15 protein-coding genes and 2 pseudogenes are annotated in these 17,205 nt (G+C 69.1%); 6 read left to right on the plus strand and 11 right to left on the minus strand.

The genetic code is table 11. From position 1 onward, the window contains the following. Together RLT59_RS38085 and RLT59_RS38090 are read left to right on the plus strand one after the other, a co-directional pair. Positions 1–384, plus strand: coding sequence for a DUF6009 family protein (locus RLT59_RS38085; protein ID WP_311308063.1), 384 nt, complete (start codon positions 1–3; stop codon positions 382–384). Positions 385–632: 248 nt separating this feature from the next. Then, positions 633–962, plus strand: a complete 330-nt coding sequence (locus RLT59_RS38090) for a helix-turn-helix domain-containing protein (RefSeq protein WP_311308064.1) — start codon at positions 633–635, stop codon at positions 960–962. Between the two features lie 252 nt (positions 963–1,214). Here the strand turns inward: RLT59_RS38090 and RLT59_RS38095 are convergent, their stop codons facing one another. The 4 genes from RLT59_RS38095 to RLT59_RS38110 form a co-directional block, all read right to left on the minus strand. After that, positions 1,215–2,006 carry a DUF6924 domain-containing protein gene (locus RLT59_RS38095; RefSeq protein ID WP_311308065.1) on the minus strand — a complete coding sequence of 264 codons (792 nt, stop codon included), beginning with the start codon at positions 2,004–2,006 and terminating at the stop codon, positions 1,215–1,217. Between the two features lie 165 nt (positions 2,007–2,171). Continuing rightward, positions 2,172–3,191, minus strand: coding sequence for a NucA/NucB deoxyribonuclease domain-containing protein (locus RLT59_RS38100; RefSeq protein WP_311308066.1), 1,020 nt, complete (start codon positions 3,189–3,191; stop codon positions 2,172–2,174). A 239-nt stretch (positions 3,192–3,430) separates the two neighbouring features. Beyond that, positions 3,431–3,688, minus strand: coding sequence for a hypothetical protein (locus tag RLT59_RS38105; RefSeq protein ID WP_311308067.1), 258 nt, complete (start codon positions 3,686–3,688; stop codon positions 3,431–3,433). Between the two features lie 88 nt (positions 3,689–3,776). Then, a complete protein-coding gene (locus RLT59_RS38110; RefSeq protein WP_311308068.1) occupies positions 3,777–4,853 on the minus strand; it encodes a helix-turn-helix domain-containing protein in 1,077 nt (358 codons plus the stop codon). A 967-nt stretch (positions 4,854–5,820) separates the two neighbouring features. Between RLT59_RS38110 and RLT59_RS38115 the strand changes: the two genes are divergently transcribed. The 3 genes and pseudogenes from RLT59_RS38115 to RLT59_RS38125 all read left to right on the plus strand — a co-directional run. Further along, positions 5,821–9,291 (plus strand): DNA polymerase III subunit alpha, encoded by a 3,471-nt coding sequence (locus RLT59_RS38115; protein ID WP_311308069.1) that lies wholly within the window; start codon positions 5,821–5,823, stop codon positions 9,289–9,291. Beyond that, a complete protein-coding gene (locus RLT59_RS38120; protein ID WP_311308070.1) occupies positions 9,288–10,289 on the plus strand; it encodes a DNA polymerase Y family protein in 1,002 nt (333 codons plus the stop codon). Before RLT59_RS38115 ends, RLT59_RS38120 begins: the two co-directional genes overlap by 4 nt. 173 nt (positions 10,290–10,462) lie before the next feature. Further along, a pseudogene (locus tag RLT59_RS38125) lies at positions 10,463–10,813 on the plus strand (transposase); the annotation flags it as partial. A 59-nt stretch (positions 10,814–10,872) separates the two neighbouring features. On the opposite strand, the gene RLT59_RS38130 reads toward RLT59_RS38125, so the two are convergent. Together RLT59_RS38130 and RLT59_RS38135 are read right to left on the minus strand one after the other, a co-directional pair. Beyond that, a complete protein-coding gene (locus RLT59_RS38130; RefSeq protein WP_311308071.1) occupies positions 10,873–11,091 on the minus strand; it encodes a hypothetical protein in 219 nt (72 codons plus the stop codon). Between the two features lie 104 nt (positions 11,092–11,195). Continuing rightward, complete coding sequence (locus tag RLT59_RS38135; RefSeq protein ID WP_311308072.1) at positions 11,196–11,756, minus strand: hypothetical protein; 561 nt, start codon at positions 11,754–11,756, stop codon at positions 11,196–11,198. A 350-nt stretch (positions 11,757–12,106) separates the two neighbouring features. On the opposite strand from RLT59_RS38135, the gene acpP reads away from it, so the two are divergent. Next, positions 12,107–12,343 carry an acyl carrier protein gene (gene acpP / locus RLT59_RS38140; protein ID WP_311308109.1) on the plus strand — a complete coding sequence of 79 codons (237 nt, stop codon included), beginning with the start codon at positions 12,107–12,109 and terminating at the stop codon, positions 12,341–12,343. Here acpP and RLT59_RS38145 read toward each other — a convergent pair. From RLT59_RS38145 to RLT59_RS38165, 5 genes and pseudogenes are all read right to left on the minus strand, one after another. Beyond that, the gene (locus tag RLT59_RS38145; protein WP_311308073.1) at positions 12,337–12,549 is read right to left on the minus strand and encodes a hypothetical protein; all 213 of its coding nucleotides are present in this window, start codon (positions 12,547–12,549) and stop codon (positions 12,337–12,339) included. The two genes, acpP and RLT59_RS38145, sit on opposite strands and share 7 nt — an antisense overlap. A 211-nt stretch (positions 12,550–12,760) precedes the next feature. After that, positions 12,761–13,979: pseudogene (locus RLT59_RS38150) on the minus strand (IS110 family transposase). Positions 13,980–14,396: 417 nt separating this feature from the next. Further along, positions 14,397–14,912 carry a DUF6233 domain-containing protein gene (locus RLT59_RS38155; RefSeq protein WP_311308074.1) on the minus strand — a complete coding sequence of 172 codons (516 nt, stop codon included), beginning with the start codon at positions 14,910–14,912 and terminating at the stop codon, positions 14,397–14,399. A 34-nt stretch (positions 14,913–14,946) separates the two neighbouring features. Beyond that, positions 14,947–15,219 carry a hypothetical protein gene (locus tag RLT59_RS38160; RefSeq protein WP_399127105.1) on the minus strand — a complete coding sequence of 91 codons (273 nt, stop codon included), beginning with the start codon at positions 15,217–15,219 and terminating at the stop codon, positions 14,947–14,949. A 752-nt stretch (positions 15,220–15,971) separates the two neighbouring features. Continuing rightward, a complete protein-coding gene (locus RLT59_RS38165) occupies positions 15,972–17,186 on the minus strand; it encodes a type II toxin-antitoxin system RelB family anti-toxin (RefSeq protein WP_311308076.1) in 1,215 nt (404 codons plus the stop codon). Positions 17,187–17,205 lie beyond the last annotated feature (19 nt).

A 17,205-nucleotide genomic window follows, 5' to 3' on the forward strand; every position in this document is an offset into this window, starting at 1 on the left:
ATGAGCTCGCTACTGACCGACAGTGACCTCATCCACGAGGCGAACGTGGTGTGGCTCGAAGACCTCGAACACCTCGACTACGTCCGCCAGGCCCTGGACAAGACACCTCGTCGCAAAAACAAGCCCCGCTACGCCCGCGACGGCAGGATGATCGGTTACATCGAGCTCGGCGCCGAGGCTGAAGCCGACCCGGACAGCGGGTTGTACAGACGCAGGGTGTTCTTCCTCCTGCCCCACGACCGGGACTCCGACCCCGAAGGCGTCTACCGGCAGGGCGCCCCCGGAGAGGCCGTCGACCCCCGGACCATTGAGCCCAGCCACGTAGGCGTAAAGACGCCCCGCTCTCAACAGGGCAGCGCCGCCATAGCGGCTGCTGGCTCGTAGAGTAGCCCGGGCCCGCGCGGCCGCCGACACAAGGCTGCTCCTAGCCTGTTCGCAGCGCGCGGTCTTGTGGAGCTGGACGGCGACAAGTATTGGCCGCTGCTCCACCAACTCCCGCTCCCCGTCGTAGAAGAGATCCCTCGAACAGAGCCCCGGCTGTCAGTGCAGACCGCTACATTTCGAATGATTGCTGCCGTGCCCGGGGCCACGGGGGTCTTCCGGGGGAGAAGCAGTGGTCAGGAAGGACCGGAATGACCGAACGGTCCGATGGGGGAGGCGACACTTGCGCCTACCGCAGGATGGGCGCCTATCCGGTACGGGGGGCATGGAAGCTCAAGAAGCTGACGGTCCGCGAAAGGGAAGTGCTTCTTCTGGTGGGCACGGGTGCAGGGAATCGCGATCTTGCAAAGGAGTTGGGGATCTCGGAGCGCACGGTGAAGGCCCACATTGCACGGATCGTGGAGAAGCTGGAACAGCAGACGCGTCTCCAGATCGCGGTGCTGGCCGTGCTGGCCCACGAGAGGATTTGCTCCGATCTTCTGTGCGAGTGCCGTGAGGCCAGCGTCTCACCGGTGTTCTGAGAAGGGGTGCCGTGCCCGTGAGGACCGGTTACGGGCCGCCACCGCGTTCGGGGGACTGCCGGCGTAGGGGGCCAAGGCGATCTGCATGTTCCTGTCCCTGGATTGTCCGGGGATATCCCATTGTGAACAGTTAGATCATCGATACCGGCCGGGCCTGGGGCCGGCCGGTATATGGCTGCCCCAGGGGATTGCAGGTGGATGACAGTTGTGGGGCGCGTATCGGCGTACGCCGATACGCGCCCCACAACGCTGTCAGTAGTGCTCTTCACGGTAGACGCCGTCGGAGTCGGCTCCGTGGCTCCAGTCAGCGAAGTTCGTGTTGCCCAGTTCCGTGTTGACAGCGAGGGATCCGGCCGCTGCGAGGGTGATCCTGAACGGCTCGTCGTTGTCGTCGGGCAGGTTGTTCACGGCCAGGAGCGGAAGCTCTGCGGAGGCCAGTGCCCGCTCGTCGGCTATGAGGACGAGAGTGCTGTCGGGCCAGCCTTCGTTGTCGTGTCCGATCCGTGCCTTGATCTGGTCCGCTGTGAAGTCCGCGTAAGCGCGGTTGTCGATGACGGCGAGCGAGTCGTATGCGTCGCTGCCTCCTTCGAGGGCTTGGAGCAGACGTGCCCACCCATCTGGGTGTGAGAAGGACGTCCGCACCAGAAGCGGGCCGGTGAACTCCTCGATCGTGGGGCAGGGCGGCTCAGGTTCGGCCCCCGTACGCTCGCCGGGGATGACCTGGATGAGGAAGCGGGGCTTTCTGCCGTCTACCGACCGGTCACTGGCGTGGACGCGGATCAGGTAGGGGCCGGTGCCTGCGGTGGCTAGATTCATTTTGCGCAGTGGCTTGTATCCGCTGTCGCACAGGGCGAGGAACCCGGTCGTGGAGGTCACGGTGATCTCCTCGACCGTGTCCCAGCTGCTCTCCACTTCCGGGTCATCTCCGGCATAGAGGGTGACGATGGGGTTCTCCAGGGCGTCGCCAGCGTCGATGCGCAGCCAGTCCTTCTCGGCCGCCAGGAACCCGCGTCCGCGCGGCTCCTTGCCGGCGTCGGGGTCCATGACGGTCAGGTCGCCCCACTCCTTTGTCTTGAGAGGCCGCGTTCGGCCTTCAAGGAGCGGCCAGTCGGAACGCTGCATGGAGAACCCCCATCGTGCTTGCCGTGCCTGCCGATTACATCTCGGAAGGGTAGACGGGACCTGCGAAGCACGTTGCGCGATCTAGATCTACTTGATGCCGACGTAGTAGCCGTCGCCGTTGAGGACACGCTGGGCCTTGTAGAAACCGCCGAGGCGGGCGCCGGCGCTGCGGTTGTCACCTGCCGAGATGATACGGGTGCTGCCGCGGGCCGGGTTGCCCCCCTCCTTGCTTGCGGCGAACGGGTACTCGTCGCAGTCGTACTTCTTGGGGTCGGGGTTGCGCACCTTGGCACACATGGCCTTGCGGTGGGCGCTGATGGTCTTCTCGTTCGTGATGCGGTGCAGCGGGGTAGAGGCGCCCGGGTGACCAGCGATCTTGCGCTGGGCATCGAGGATGTGATTGGCGGACTGCTTCACCTTCGCGTCGCTGCGGGAAAGGCTGAACACAGGAGAGGCGGACGGGAAGACACAGCCGGGGTTCTTGGTGCGCTTCTTGGGTCCCCAGAACGTGTCGTCGCAGCGGTACTTCCCGGAGTTGTAGGTGAAACCGCCGGTCGTGTAGCCGGGCTTGGTGAAGGTGAACCGGTAGGAGGCCGGGCTGGTGAGCTGCTTCTTCTTCCCGACCGTGGCGGCGTACCCGATGGTTCCCTTGTGGGCGGCGCCGAGGGTGGACCCTTGCGGGAATTTGACGGCGGTCTTGACGCCCTTGCCGCCGCCGACGGACAAGTTCATGCGGATGCCCCCGGCATTGGCGAGCTTTGCCTTGCCGACGGTGAAGCTCTCCGTCCACTTCAGCTTGCTGGTCTTCAGCGTCATGGAGTGCTTGATGTCGAAGGTCGCTGAGCCGACCGGCTTGCCGTTCTTGAGCAGGTCAACGCGGGCGCCGACATCCATACACATGCTGGTGCGTGTGAGGGTGATGGTGTTGATCTTGCAACTCGCGGCCGCGAGCGTGTTGACGTAGACGTTCTTGACTGCCGGGGCCTGGACGACGGTGACCCTGTACTCCGCCGGTGCGGCCTGGGCGGTCGCGGTGCTGATGCCTGTGAGGAGAAGGGTGCCGAGCGTGGCACCGATGACGGCCTTTCTGGGCGCGCTGATGCGCATGGTTGTATCCCCCTTGTTCGTGGACGGGCGGGACCTGGTCCTGGGTTCCGCCCGCAGAGGGAGCACGATATGTACTTCAACGATCGTGTATCTATTGGCTGTTGGGACACTGCCTGTTGGGACAAGTCGGTTTCCGGACCCCAGGGCTGGTGCCCGAGGTACCCGATCGGCTCGCTTTGCTGGCACAGCAGCCGCTGGTGATGGGACCCGGTCGGCCGGGGCGAAATGAAGCTGTTCCTCTACCGTCTGATGATGGTGATGACGGCCGCGATGGCGGCGACGACCGTGACGATCCCGCCGACTACTGCTCCTGCGGTGGTCAGGGGTGTCGCGGTGGAGGGATGCTCGTAGGCCATGTACAGCGTGCCGACGCCGACTAGCATCAGGACGATCAGGCCACCGGTGATCAGCGAGATGATGCCCCACAGGGGGATCGCCGGGCGCGGCTCGGGCGCCGGGGCCGGCAGGTCGGAGTCTGGCCGGTTGGTGGTGGACAACGGGTTCTCCAGTAGGGCATGAAGGCCGCAACGGGAGCGGCTGCTCCGTGGTGGCGTGCTGTGGTGAGTGGTGCGTGCCGGTGCTCGGTCAGCCGAAGGCCTGGGTGAGAAGGCTCGGCCGGGGTGCGGCTTCCTGAAGTGCCGTCCAGTGGCGGTGGATCCGATCGCTATCGCCTCGAAGGGCCACTGTCAGCGCCTGGGTGGCCGCCCAGCTCAGCTCCCCGGCATGGTGGGCCGCGGGCGCTCCGAGGATGGCCTTGATGACCGCGGTCTCGTGCCAGTGGACGTTGGGCAGGGCGTCGGCAAGGACATCGGGGTCCGGGCGGGCCTCTGCCAGGTGCAGGCCGCGCAGGGCACCCTGGAACCGGGCCAGTGCCACTTCGAAGCCCGAGTCAGGCAGCGGTTGTTGCTCCTGTCCCTCAGCGGCGTTCCACAGGTCGACCAGGTCGTTGGGGTCGCCGTCGCAGGCGAGCACGAAGTTGCGCACGCTCGTCCAGGACGGGCGCCGCTCTCCTGTCGTCAGCCGGTAGACGTAGGAGGGCGAGAGGCCTGCCCGGACGGCGACCGTACGGACCGGGAGTCCGCTGAAGCGGTGAAGGTGTGAGAGGGCACGGGCCAGAGCGTCTCGGGGTCCCCACTCCTGCGGGTTCCGCCCGTTCGGCTCGTCGTCGGCAGCGGATCCCAGGGCGACCTCTGCGGCCGGGGCCACGGGCCTGCGGGGACGCCGGCCACGGCGGGCATTGACGGTCCTGGAGACCTGGTCTGTGGAGTACCGGCTCTGCAGCTGGCTCACCGTCAGCGATGTCACCTCGGCGATGTCCTCCCACTGCGCTCCGCGGTCGAGTGCCTCGCGGACGGACACGGCGATGAAGTCGTCCAGTTCCCTCTTGAGCGCCACGGAGTGCCGCAGCGGTTCCAGTGGCCAGAAGGGGAGAGACCGGGAGGAGGACTGGGCCACCATCCGGGCCCGGGTGGCGACGGCCCGGCCGATGCGCTCGGCATCCTGGGAGAAGTCGGCTTCCTCGGTCTCCGCGTTGCGGAGGCGGAAGGCGGCAGAACGGCACTGCGCGGAGCAGTACTCGGGGCGGCGCCCGGTCGGGCTCCTCCTGGCGAAGGGGTGGGCGCAGTTCTTGCATTCGATCTGGTCAGATCGGCTTTTGGACATGGCATTCCGTCGTACTAGGTGATTTGGGAGGAAGGGAACGTCTGACCGCTGGGTAGCTCTTAACGGGCGATTTCGTTCTCTCGGCTCACGCGATTGCGCGAAACGAAAGGACGGTTCGAGCCCGTAGGGCGCCGTGCGGAACCAACGGCGCACGCCGGGCCGGCCGTGCCGAGCTCCCGCGAAACCGGGAACGATCTCACAGGTCAGAGCGACAGGGGGCAGACAGCCCGGCACCTGACGCGCCGAAGTGGCCCCTTTCCGGGGTCACTGGCCCCGTCACGACAAAGTGGTGCCTCACCAGTCGACACTCATTGCGCCCTACAGCCCTCACGGGCTCCGTGCTACGTTCGAGCCCACTGGTCGAGGACTGAACACTTTGGCCAGGCGAATGCGGAACAGGGGTCATCTCAGTCTCCTTTCGTTTCGCAACTGCATGTAGACGGAGAGGTCCTGAGGCAGGTTCCTACGCCGTTGGCTCGGGACCTCTCCGGTAAATCAGGACCCTAGCTCAGTCCGTGCACACAGAGCTACGCAATCACTACAGCCGCAAGTCCGTTCGGGAATCGCCGAGTCCAGTACGCCTTGCCCTGGAGCCCTCGATCACCCCGAGGCTGAAACCAGGACCAGGAAGAATGGCTCCTTTGCGGCGACGCTCCTAGACGTCGTGCGTAGCGGCAGCAAATGACCCTCCGCACGGACGGCTCCCCCCTTTCGCGCCCCGTGGTTATCCGGGGCAGGGGGCTTTGAGGTCCGGTCGTCCCCACCGTGCCGCCGGATCGCGGACGGTGCGGGCCATCCAGGCTCCACCAGGTAGATGCGCAGTTTGAGCTCATATCTGACTAAATGGACCGTTTTTCTCCCCATGAGAGCACGACCATGAGTCGCGTGTTCGATTCTTGTTCGAGTATTCTGGTGTTCCAGACGGTTGGTTTGGGTTGTTTTGGGGGTTATGGGTTCGGAGGGTGTGATGGATGGTGGGGTGCAGCTGCATGTCGCCAGCGGCTACTCGGCCCGCTTCGGCGCCTCGCACCCGCACGCCCTCGTCGACCGGGCCGCCGAGCGGGGGATCGAGACGCTCGCCATCACCGACCGCGACACCGTCACCGGCGCCGTCCGCTTCGCGAAGGCCGCGGCCGAATCCGGCGTACGGCCGGTCCTCGGCGTCGACATCGCGGTCGCCCCGCACGCGCCGGCACCGGCCGGGCCCCGGCCGCGCACCCCGGTGCGCGGGGGAGCGCACGTGATGGAGGCCCCGCTGCGGGTGACCCTGCTCGCACAAGACGGCGCGGGATGGGGAAGCCTGTGCCGTCTCGTATCCGCCGCACACGCCACCGCCGGGGACGGGCCGCCGACCGCGACCTGGCCGGTCCTGCAGGAGTTCGCCTGCCAGGGCCTCACGGTGCTGCTCGGCCCGGCCTCGGAGCCGGTGCGGGCGCTGTCGGCCGGCCGCCCGGATCTCGCCGAGCAGCTCCTGGCCCCCTGGCGGGAGGTGGCCGGGCAGAACCTGCGACTGAACGTTCTGTGGTGGGGGTTGCAGGGATTGGGCCCGGGATCGCTCCGTCTGGCCGCCCACACCCTGGGCCTGGCCGACCGCCTCGGCATCCGCACCGTGCTGACCAACGCGGTGCGCTACGCCGATCCCGGCCAGCACCGGCTCGCGGATGTCCTGGACTCCGCCCGCCTGCTGCGCCCCATCGACCGGTCTCGCCTGGACTGCGGTGAGCGGTGGCTGAAGGGCCCGGAGGCGATGGCGGCCGCGGCCGAGGAGATCTGCCGCGCCGCGGGTATGGGTCCTGGCCGGGCGGCCGCGCTGCTCGCCGAGACCGCCGCCACTGGTGAGGAGTGTGTGATCGATCCGGTCGCGGACCTCGGGCTGGGGCGCACGCATTTCCCCGAGCCGTCCGTGGTCGGCGCCGGTCCGGGGGTGGGCGGGGCGATGCGGCTGCTGAAGCAGCGGTGCGAGGCCGGGATGCTCGCCCGCGGCCTGGACCACGACCGCCGGGCGATGGACCAGCTCGACTACGAGCTCGGCATCATCGGCCGCCTCCGCTACGAGCCCTACTTCCTGGCCGTCGCCCAGGTCGTCGCGGACGTCCGCGACATGGGAATCCGGGTCGCCGCCCGCGGCTCCGGCGCCGGATCCATGGTCAACCACTCGCTGTTCGTCGCCACCGCGAACCCGCTCGAACACCACCTGCTCTTCGAGCGTTTCCTCTCCGAGCGGCGCTCCTCGCTGCCGGACATCGACATCGATGTGGAGTCCGCGCGCCGACTGGAGGTCTACGACCGCATCATCGAGCGGTTCGGGACCGACCGGGTCGCGGTCACCGGGATGCCGGAGACCTACCGGGCCCGCCACGCCCTGCGCGACACCGGCCTGGCCCTGGGCATGCCCCCACACGTCGTCGACCAGGTCGCGAAGGCCTTCCCGCACATCAGGGCCTGCGACATCCGCGACGCCCTGCACAGCCTGCCCGAGCTGCGGCACCTGGCCGCCGACGCCGCCTCCTACGGCCCGCTGTGGGAGCTCGCGGAGGGCCTGGACAAACTGCCGCGCGGCATCGCCATGCACCCGTGCGGGGTCATCCTGTCCAACAACACCCTGCTGGACCGGCTGCCCGTCCAGCCGACACCCGGCGGATACCCGATGGTCCAGGCCGACAAGGAGGACGTCGAAGACCTCGGGCTGCTCAAACTGGATGTGCTGGGGGTGCGGATGCAGTCGGCGATGGCGCACGCCGTCACCGAGATCCGCCGCACCACCGGCCGGCAGATCGACCTCGACAACCCCGACCAGGTCCCCCTGGACGACCAGTTCGCGTTCGCCCTGATCCAGGACTCCGACACGGTGGGAATGTTCCAGCTGGAGTCACCCGGCCAGCAAGATTTGGTGGGAAGACTGCAACCGCGCGATCCGCAGGACGTCATCGCCGACATCAGCCTCTTCCGACCCGGGCCCGTTCAGGGCGGCATGCCCGCCCTCTACATCGCCGCCCGCCACGGCGCCGCCCCCGCCTACCCCCACCCCGACCTCGAACCCGTACTGAGCGACACGTACGGGGTGACGATCTGGCACGAGCAGATCATCGACATCCTCGCCGTGATGACGGGCTGCGACCGCGCCCTGGCCGAATTCGCCCGCCGCGCCCTGGCCGACGAAATCCGCCTGCCGAAGCTCGAAGCCTGGTTCCGCCAGGAAGCCGGGGCCCGCGGCTACAGCACCGCGGTGCTGAACGAGGTGTGGGAGATCGTCGCCTCGTTCGGCGCGTACGGGTTCTGCCGTGCGCACGCCGTCGCGTTCGCCGTCCCGGCCCTGCAGTCCGCCTGGCTCAAGGCCCACCACCCCGCCGCCCTCTACGCGGGCCTCCTGGAGCACGACCCGGGTATGTGGCCGGCGCGCGTCATCGTCTCCGACGCCCGCCGCCACAACGTGCCGATCCTGCCCGTCGACATCAACCGCTCCCGCCCCGCCCACACCGTGGAGAAGACCGCCACCGGGTGGGGGGTGCGGCTGTCGCTGTCCTCGGTGAAGGGCATCAGCGAGACCGACGTCGCGCAGATCGCCGCCGGGCAGCCCTACAACTCGCTCCAGGACTTCTGGCAGCGGGCCCACCCCGCCCTGCCGACCGCCGAGCGCCTCATCCAGATCGGCGCCCTCGACCAGGTCAAGGGCGACCTGACCCGCCGCGATCTGCTGCTGCAGGTCACCGAACTCCACCGCGACACCCGCACCCGCCCCGGGACCGGACAGCTCCCCCTGGACCCCGCCCTCATCACCGCCGGCCCGTCCGGGCTGCGGGAGATGTCCAGCCGCGACGTCATGGACGCCGAGCTCAGTGTCCTGAAGATCGACGTCTCCCAGCACCTGATGACCCACCACCACCGCCTGCTCCGCGAGATCGGCGCCACCGACGCCGCCCACCTCAAGGCCATGCACCCCGGCCAGCAGGTCCTGGTCGCCGGCGTCCGGGCCTCCACCCAGACACCCCCCATCCCCTCCGGCAAACGCATCATCTTCGTCACCCTCGAAGACGGCTTCGGACTCGTCGACATCGCCTTCTTCGAAGACAGCCACGACAACTGCGCCCACACGATCTTCCACAACGGAATGCTCCTGGTCCGCGGCACCGTCGAGGCCCGCGGCCCGCGCCGCACCGTCGTCGGGAACATGGTCTGGGACCTCGACGAACTCGCCACCGCCCGCCGCGACCACGGACCCCAGCGCGTCCTGGAACTCCTCGGCCGCACCACCCCGGCCCCCACCCCCGCCCAGACCACACCACCCGAGAACACCCCGGCACCGGGCGGACCGGAACGGACACTGCCCAACGGCACGGCCGGCGCGCGGCTCCACCCCTACGCCGACCTCCAGCCCGCCGGCACCCGCTCCGCCGACCTCAACCGGCTCGGCCACACCAGCCAGGGCAGCGCCGGATGACCACAAGCCCCCGCACCATCGCCCGGATCCACTTCCACGTCGCCGACCCGCCCCCCGGGCTCTACGACCAGCTCCTCGCTGTCCTGGAAACCGTCACCCCGCGCATCGAAGCCCACCCCGCCGACTGGTCCGCCGACCTCGACCTCACCGGCGCCCTGCGCTACTGGGCCCGCGACCCCGCCGCGCTCGTCGACGTCATCCGCCTCCGGATCCTCGCCCTGCACGGCGTCCAGACATCAGCCGGCGCCGGACCCAACCGCACGATCGCCACGATGGCCGCCGCCGTCTCCCCGCCCGGCACCGCCACCGTCATCGGCCCCACCCCCTACGACACCGCACAGTTCCTGCGCCCCCGCCCCGCCGTAGCACTCCCCGGAATCGGACCCGCCAGCGCCAAGTCCCTTACCCGGTACGGAATCCACACCATCGGCGACATCGCCGACACCCCGCTCCTCACCCTCCAACGCGTCCTCGGCGCCCCCGCCCGCCAAATACACGAGCGCGCCCACGGCCACGACGAACAACCCGTCACCCCCGCGGCCGCACCCCGCTCGATCAGCGCCACACACCCCTACAGCCACGACGAACTCAACCCCGCCCGCCACCACGCCGCACTCCTCGGCCTCACCGAAGAACTCGGCGCCCGACTCCGCACCGAACACAGCATCACCCAGGCACTCACCCTCACCGTCAGCTACGCCGACCGGACCACCACCACCCGAACCCGGGCCCTGACCGAACCCACCGCCCACACCCCGCACCTCACCCGCACCGGGCTCGAACTCCTCGACCGCCTCGGCCTCCAACGAGCCCGCCTCCGCGCCATCTCACTGCGGGCCGAACGCCTTCTGCCGGCCGAGCAGGCTGTTCACCAACTGACCCTCGACACGGGCGACGGCAAGGCCCGCGACCTCGAAGCCGCCCTCGACCGCGCTCGAGCCCGCTACGGATCCGGCATTGCCGCCAGCGCCGCCGCATACCGCCGCACACATCACTGACCCGAGCAGCATCCACACAGAGGCTTCGTTCACGTGAAGCAGCAGCGATTGATCAGTGGTGTGGACAGGCTCGGCGGGGTCGGCGCAGAACTTGTAGCCGTCCTTCCAGGTCCAGATCAGGGGCGGCCAGCCGCGTTCGGTAATGGTGTCCCGCAGGCAGGCCAGGCCGGAGCGACTCCGCCGCCGCGAAGGAAGTCCTCTTCCGCCTCCGTCTGACCCATCCCGAGATCACGCTCGTCTGGGCCGACCGCGCTTACGCAGGCAAGCTCGAGACCTGGGCAAAGAAGTATCTGAACCTCACGATCAAGACGATCTCCCGGCCCAAGGACACCACCGGGTTTGTCGTCCTTCCCCGCCGCTGGGTCGTCGAACGATCACTCGCCTGGATGATGAACGCCCGCCGCCATGCCCGCGACTACGAGCGGCTCATCCAGCACTCGGAACTCACCTGGGCCGCCATCACCCTCATGACCAGACGCCTGGCCACGAGCAAGGGACGCCGTCACTCAGCAGGACCTGCGGCCGACGTCTGACGCGCCGGTGGGGCCGGCCACCGGCCGACCCCACCGGAACCAGCGGCCGGTCAGTCCTTCTCGTGCTGCGCGAGTGCGAGTCCCAGGCCGAAGAACGTCGGCGCCCACTCACCCACGAAAATCCCCCACCGGTCAGCACGGTCCGTACCCGCTGCCTCTCCCTTGACCGACGCCGTCCACGACAGGAACGACAGCCCGATCGAGACCACAGCAGCCGTATAAGCGTGATCACTACGCAAACCCGCCTCGTGCAACTTCTTGATGATCATGACCAAACTCCTCTGACGGAGATCTGCAGACACTGCCACCGTCACCCCCGTCAGGCATATCCGCTCACTCCGCACCGCCAAACGGGTGGCCCCAAAGGCAGCGCTCACAGCCCTCGCCCTCGAAAACAGCTTCTGAGGTTCTGCAGCACGTTGTGGATGAGCCGGTACCTACGGCTATCCGTCCGGTGCTGCTCGATCACCCCGGCCACGTCCTCGCGGTAGAGGCTGCGCCGCTCCTTCAGCGTCGGGTGGATGAGCGCGCTGAGAAACCGCAGGGCCTCACGGTTCGTCGCGAGCATGTCCTCCAACTTGGCCAGGCTCGGCCGGCCACGGGGTGGCGCGGCGACCCAGGCGACCGCACCCGAGACCAGCGCCAGCGCCGCGCAGGTGATGTCCACCCGGAGGAACCGGGAGGGTGAGCCCCAGGCCAGTACGGTCCATAACAGGCCCGTCAGGACCGCACCCCCGGCCACGGTCAGGGCCACGCCCACCGTGCGGACCCTTCTCCTTCGCCGCACCAGGTCCCGCTCCGTCTGCCTCACCTTGCGCCTCAGCTCGCGCAGCGAGGCGTGTTCGTCGGCTTCGGCCTGCCGTTGTTCGGCACTCAGCTGGTCATCGGCGTCGCTGGTTCGGCGGGGCGCGTCGTCGTCAAGGCTGCGGGCCACGGCTTCACTCCTCTCGTCTGCGCAGGTCACTGCCCTGCCGGCAGGCGCTCCTGCTCACCTGCCGGACGGCCCGTGCAGGGGCCGGGAGTGCGCCGCAGGTGGTGACCTCCGGGCCGCATGATCGTTTCACCATTCGGTGAGCGGGGTGTCCGGCAGGGTACGGAGCCGCGTCGAAGCCCGCTCGCGGATGGTGCATCTCGATGAGGAGGCTTTACGTGCGAGGTCGTTTTGCTGCGGTGGCAGCCGCAGCTGCTGTGTTCGTGACGGGGGCGGCAGGCGTGGCCGGTGCCGCGACGGTGCCGGTGGCTCCGGCGCAGGTGGCGGTGCAGGTGCCCCCGGTGAAGATGCATTTGGCAACCATCGAGGAAAGGGTCGTGCGCATCGTCGTCGAGCAGTTGGGGGTTACGCGAGAAGCGGTGACTCCCGATGCCCGCTTCGTGGAAGACCTCGGCGCGGACGACCTGGACCTGGTCGAGATCGTGGTGGCGCTGGAGGAGGAGTTCGACACCGAGATGACCGACGAAGAGGCAGAGAAGATCGTCACCGTCCAGGACGCCATCGACTTCATCAATGCCAGCCATCAGTAACGGCTGGGTATGCCCGGCCCGCGGATCGTGGCCGCCCCGGACCGTAGCCCGAGGGCATAGCGCAGGGATCGGGCGCTGGGATTCGGCGGGCGCGGGTGACGGCGGAGCCCCCGGGCCAGCAGCCTGATCTGCTGGCCCGGGGTGAGCCGGGCCGCGGCGAGACCGTACGGCACCGTGGCCAGCATGTCCCTGGTGACGGGCCCCATCCCGCCCGCCCGTCGGCAGCCCGGTCGCCCGGGGGCGTGTGGTCGCAGTCCGCCGACCCTCCCGGGCGGCCATCAGCCGCCACGGCCTCCGCCAGGACAGCGGCACTTTCCTCCCACGTCTTGTACGGCGGATCAGCAGAGACAGGGGGGTGCCTCTATGTCCTTCGTCAAGGCGGCCCTGTCGGGTTTGGTGTGGTTCGGGTTGCTGGGGTTATGCGGCGAGCTCGATGTCCTTCGGTGTCCGGGATTCGTAGAAGGTGCCGTCGCGGAGCATGGCGGACAGGACGCTGATGCGTTGGCGGGCGAGGCGGAGGAGGGCTTGGGTGTGGGTTTTGCCGCGGGCTCGTTGTCTGTCGTAGTAGGTCCGGGAGGCCGGATCGGCGTTCATGCGGGCGAAGGCGGAGAGGAACATCGCGCGTTTGAGCTGGCGGTTGCCGCCTCGGGGTGCGTGTTCGCCGTGGATCGAGGTGCCCGACGACTTTGTCGTCGGTGCGAGGCCGGCGTAGGAGGCCAGGTGTGCGGCGGTGGGGAAGCTGGTGCCGTCGCCGACGGTGGTCAGCAGGACAGCGGCGGTCCTGACGCCGACGCCGGGCATCGAGGTCAGGACCTGGGAAAGAGGGTGGGCCTCCAGCAGGGCGTTGATCTGGGCTTCCATAGCCCGGCGTTGGGTGTGCACGGCGGTCAGGGAAGCGGCCAGGGAGGGGACGACGATGTCGAGGGTGCCGGTGCCCGGGACGACGACGGTCTGCTCGTCGAGCGCGTCGAAGACCTCATCGATCAGTCGAGCGGCCATGCGTGGGGCCTTCGGGCGGATCAGTTCCACGAAGCCGGCTGCGGCCGGCCTTGCGCAGGGCGGCCGGGGAGCCGTAACGCTCCAGGAGCCAGGTGACGGCTTGGTGGTCCAGGCGCGGTCCCAGGACGCGTTCCAGGGAGGGGTGGAACTGGGTGAGCAGGCCGCGTATCCGGTTGCTGGTGCGGGTGGCCTCGGCGGCGAGGTCCTGGTCGAAGCCGGTCAGTACGGTCAGCTCGGCGGTGATCTCGTCGGTCAGTTCGAGCGAGCGCAGGGTGTGCGGCATGGTTCGTGCGGCGTCCGCGATGACGGCTGCGTCCTTGGCGTCGGTCTTGGCCTCTCCTGGGTAGAGGTCGGCGATGCGGCGCATGGCCAGGCCGGGCAGGTAGGCGACGCGGCAGCCTGCGTCGCGGGCGACGGCCAGGGGCAGGGCGCCGATGGAGGCGGGCTGGTCCACGATGACCAGGACGGTGCCGAACTTCGCGGTCAGCTTGTCGAACACGGCCCGCAGCTTGGGTTCGCTGTTGGGCAGCGGCTTGTCGAAAACCTTCTTCCCGGTCGGGGTGAGTCCGTGTCCGTGGTGGGCGGACTTGCCGACGTCCAGGCCGAGGAACACGCCCACGTCTTCGATCTCGAACATCGCGCCCTTCCAGGGGTTTTGACGGTGCTGGCCTCGGCTCGGGTGTCGTGCTCGCGCATCCACGTTATGCAGACCTGCCGCCCGCGAACTGTCCGGCGTTGCGCCGGACCGGACGGTGGCCGGACCTCTGATCAGCGTCTCCGACGAACACCCCCGGGCCCGGTGACACCACCCCCCAGGTCATGTCTTCGACAGGGGGACACAGTCATGCCGGGCCCGGAGGCCAGCGGCCCCATTGCAGGACCGCGAAAAACATAACGGGGGGGGGGCGTGCCTCAGCCCGCGTAGTCGAGGAAGTCGGCCACGGCGGGGATGTGGCGGTGGTCGCGGAGCTGGTCACGGAGCTCTTCGAGGGTGCGGGTGGTACGGGCGGAGTCGACACCGCCCATGGTCTCGCGCGTCGCGCGTCGGCTCAGCTCACACCAAAAACACATCGGTACCGCATTGGATGCAGCCCCGTGCGCCGGGCTGCGCCATTGCCTTGCGCGCCTCGGCCTCTGATCTGATGTCCTCGGCCCCGGGCTGGGTGTCCTGCGCCTGCCAGCAGTCGGCGCGGTGGACCACTGTGCGCGGCGGCACGTCCACGTCCGTACGGCGACGCTCCACTGTCACGCGCCACGCCACCGCAGGCTCCACCCGGCTGACCGGGGGAGCGGGCGCCTCGATGTACGAGGGCAGCCGCTCCACCGGTACGGCGTCATACGTGGCGCCCTCGATCCGGTGGACGTGCTCAGCAGGCGTCCATGACCGGTACTCGCCCGGGGCGGGGACGTCGTCAACGGCTTGCCAGAGCACCAGGCCCACCAGCACCACCCACCCCTCCTTGGTCTGCCGCTGCGCGTACAGACGCCCCCGCAGCCGCTGGCCCTCCGGCGTCGTCACGACGACCGGGGGCGCGTCGACAGGATCCGGGATTCGGGAGGCGTCGGGCATACCTCCACCGTAGGACGCGCCTGGGAGCGCGATGTCAGGGGACGTCGCCTTCCCACACCCACGGCCCGTCGAGACGGCTGAGGGTGGGTGCGTACGCTGCCCGGCCGCCCGGCCCGTACGCGCTGTGAGCAGTGATCAGGTAGGCGCCGGTCATGATCTGCTCCTGCGTCCACCCGGTGACATCGATGAGCAGTCCGTCCAGCGGCCCGCCCGTGAGCTCCCGATAGTCGTGCCCCGTCTCGGCGTAGGGGTGGGGGTCGTCGTGGTCGGATCCGTAGACCCGGCGGCGCGGCTCGGTCATGTCGATCAGCGTGCCACCCGCTCACCGGCGGTGTCCTCGGAAGTCACCGGCACCACCCGGTCACTGCCCGGGGTGGGTCTTTGGTTCTGGGTCCTGGTGGGGGAACCGGTCTGCGGCGGCGGGGGCGGGGTCGTCTGCCGGCGGAGGGCGCCACAGCATCGTTACGCCGTGTGCGTCGCAGTAGGCGCCGGTCTCGTCCTCTTCGGGGAACGGGTGACGCCCGTACGGGCAGCGGCTCATGAGCGCGCTCTCCGCCAGGCACGGCCGAGTACAACGGAGACGGAGCAGGGGCCGCCCGCCCGGCATGTACCGCACCGCACCGTGTGCCCGTACCACCGCCGGTAGGCCCTCTCCCCGGCCGTGTCCGGCAGGGGAATGAGCGTGGACATCGTCGTCATCAGCGCTTCCTCCAGCATCGCTCGCAGCACCGCGGATACATCAACCCACCGTCTGGTGTGGGGAGTTCGCCGAGGCTGCGGGCGGTCCCGGCAGGTAGGCCGGAGGCGCACCACACGCATAAGGCGCCGCGCCGCTGCGCGTCGGACAGCTCCTTCACCGGAGGCACGACCACGTGAGTGCGTGCGGTGGTGTCGGACATGAGTGACCCCCGACGGTCGGGTTGGGAGCGGGCCGGGCTCCCGACGGGGTACGGGAGCCCGGCCCGCGTGGGTGTGACCGTATCTCTACGCAGGGTCACCGGCCAGGGGCAGTGTCCACTACTCCAAGGGCTGATCTGGCACGGGGTAGGACGTCACGTCCTACAGCGACGGGTCGACACCGAGGCGCGCCGCGAGCCGACGGAGCGTCGCATTGCGGCGCCGCTCCGTCTCCAGCATTTCCCGGACTGTGGACGCGGCGAGCGTCTGATAGCGGATCCATTCCGGCTGGTCCGCTTCGACTTCCAAGATCTGGGCCAGAGCGCCGGCGCTGTCGCCGGTCTGATGCCGGGCCTGCGCGACGTCGAGCCGGTGAGAGGCGGAGTGCACGGGCCGGGTGATCGCGGCGACGTCGATGCCGGCCGCCGCGTCGAGCGCTTCGGCCGGGCGGCCCGTGCCGCCCGCGAGCGCGATGTTGACCCGCTGCGTCCGGACGTCCGTCACGGAGAAAGCACTCCCGTAAGCGCGGACGGGGCCGGACCGGGTCGCCGCGGCCTCCGCCACGGTGAGCAGCTGCATCGCCTCGTCGAACTGGTCGCGCCGGGCGGCCGGAGTCGCGGCCGCGATCAGCAGATTCCCGTACACCGCCAGATGATCTGGCTCCCCCCTCCGCAGCGAGGGTTCCAACTCGTCCGCCCGACGCTCCGCGACCGCTTGGGCCTGCTCCCACCGGCCCTGGCGTAGCAGTACCCACGACAGGGTGGATACCGCCATGCCCGCCATCAGGGCGTCGGAGGCGCGGCCGGCTGCGGTGAGCTGACGCTCGACTGCCGTGTATGCCCAGTCCGGATGACCGGCCTGGGTGGAGAGCGACGCCGCGAGCTGATAGGCGAGCGCGAGGCCCTGCCATACCGGGACGGTGTCGTGATCACGGCTGACGGCCCGCCCGTCGCGCAGCAGTAGCGGCAGAACCCCCGCGAGTTCGGAGTAGGCGCCCTCCCAGTACAGGGCGGTAGCGGCCTCGACCTGGGCAGTCCATTCCGCCGGCGGGGGCGGGTCCTCCAGATTCGGTTCCTCCATTCCTGGGAGGCCGCTGGGGTCCTGGATCGCGTCCCGCAGCGCGAGCAGTCCACCCCCGGGCTCGGAGAGGCGCTGTGTGACCGTGGGTGTTCCCACCAGCCGCTCCAGCTGGACATCCAGCGAGGCGGCGAGACGGCGCAGGGTCGTGATCCGCGCACTCGTCCGCGCGCCCTGCTCGAGTTTTCGGACGGTGTCGATGGAGACCCCGGCCCGTGCCGCGAGACCCTCCTGCGTCAGATCCCGGAACTCGCGCAGGGCCCGCACCCGGGTACCGATGTCCGTGCCGTCGTCGTGCATGTCTTGCCCCCGCGCGAGA

Source organism: Streptomyces sp. ITFR-6 (assembly GCF_031844725.1).
GTDB lineage: Bacteria > Actinomycetota > Actinomycetes > Streptomycetales > Streptomycetaceae > Streptomyces.

What these genes read in the sequence shown, in the direction of transcription:
- RLT59_RS38110 (WP_311308068.1), bottom strand. Translation starts at nt 4,853, where the DNA reads ATGTCCAAAAGCCGATCTGACCAGATCGAATGCAAGAACTGCGCCCAC.
- RLT59_RS38130 (WP_311308071.1), bottom strand. Translation starts at nt 11,091, where the DNA reads ATGATCATCAAGAAGTTGCACGAGGCGGGTTTGCGTAGTGATCACGCT.
- RLT59_RS38120 (WP_311308070.1), top strand. Translation starts at nt 9,288, where the DNA reads ATGACCACAAGCCCCCGCACCATCGCCCGGATCCACTTCCACGTCGCC.
- RLT59_RS38085 (WP_311308063.1), top strand. Translation starts at nt 1, where the DNA reads ATGAGCTCGCTACTGACCGACAGTGACCTCATCCACGAGGCGAACGTG.
- RLT59_RS38115 (WP_311308069.1), top strand. Translation starts at nt 5,821, where the DNA reads ATGGATGGTGGGGTGCAGCTGCATGTCGCCAGCGGCTACTCGGCCCGC.
- RLT59_RS38100 (WP_311308066.1), bottom strand. Translation starts at nt 3,191, where the DNA reads ATGCGCATCAGCGCGCCCAGAAAGGCCGTCATCGGTGCCACGCTCGGC.
- RLT59_RS38155 (WP_311308074.1), bottom strand. Translation starts at nt 14,912, where the DNA reads ATGCCCGACGCCTCCCGAATCCCGGATCCTGTCGACGCGCCCCCGGTC.
- RLT59_RS38090 (WP_311308064.1), top strand. Translation starts at nt 633, where the DNA reads ATGACCGAACGGTCCGATGGGGGAGGCGACACTTGCGCCTACCGCAGG.
- RLT59_RS38165 (WP_311308076.1), bottom strand. Translation starts at nt 17,186, where the DNA reads ATGCACGACGACGGCACGGACATCGGTACCCGGGTGCGGGCCCTGCGC.
- RLT59_RS38145 (WP_311308073.1), bottom strand. Translation starts at nt 12,549, where the DNA reads ATGGGGCCCGTCACCAGGGACATGCTGGCCACGGTGCCGTACGGTCTC.
- RLT59_RS38095 (WP_311308065.1), bottom strand. Translation starts at nt 2,006, where the DNA reads ATGGACCCCGACGCCGGCAAGGAGCCGCGCGGACGCGGGTTCCTGGCG.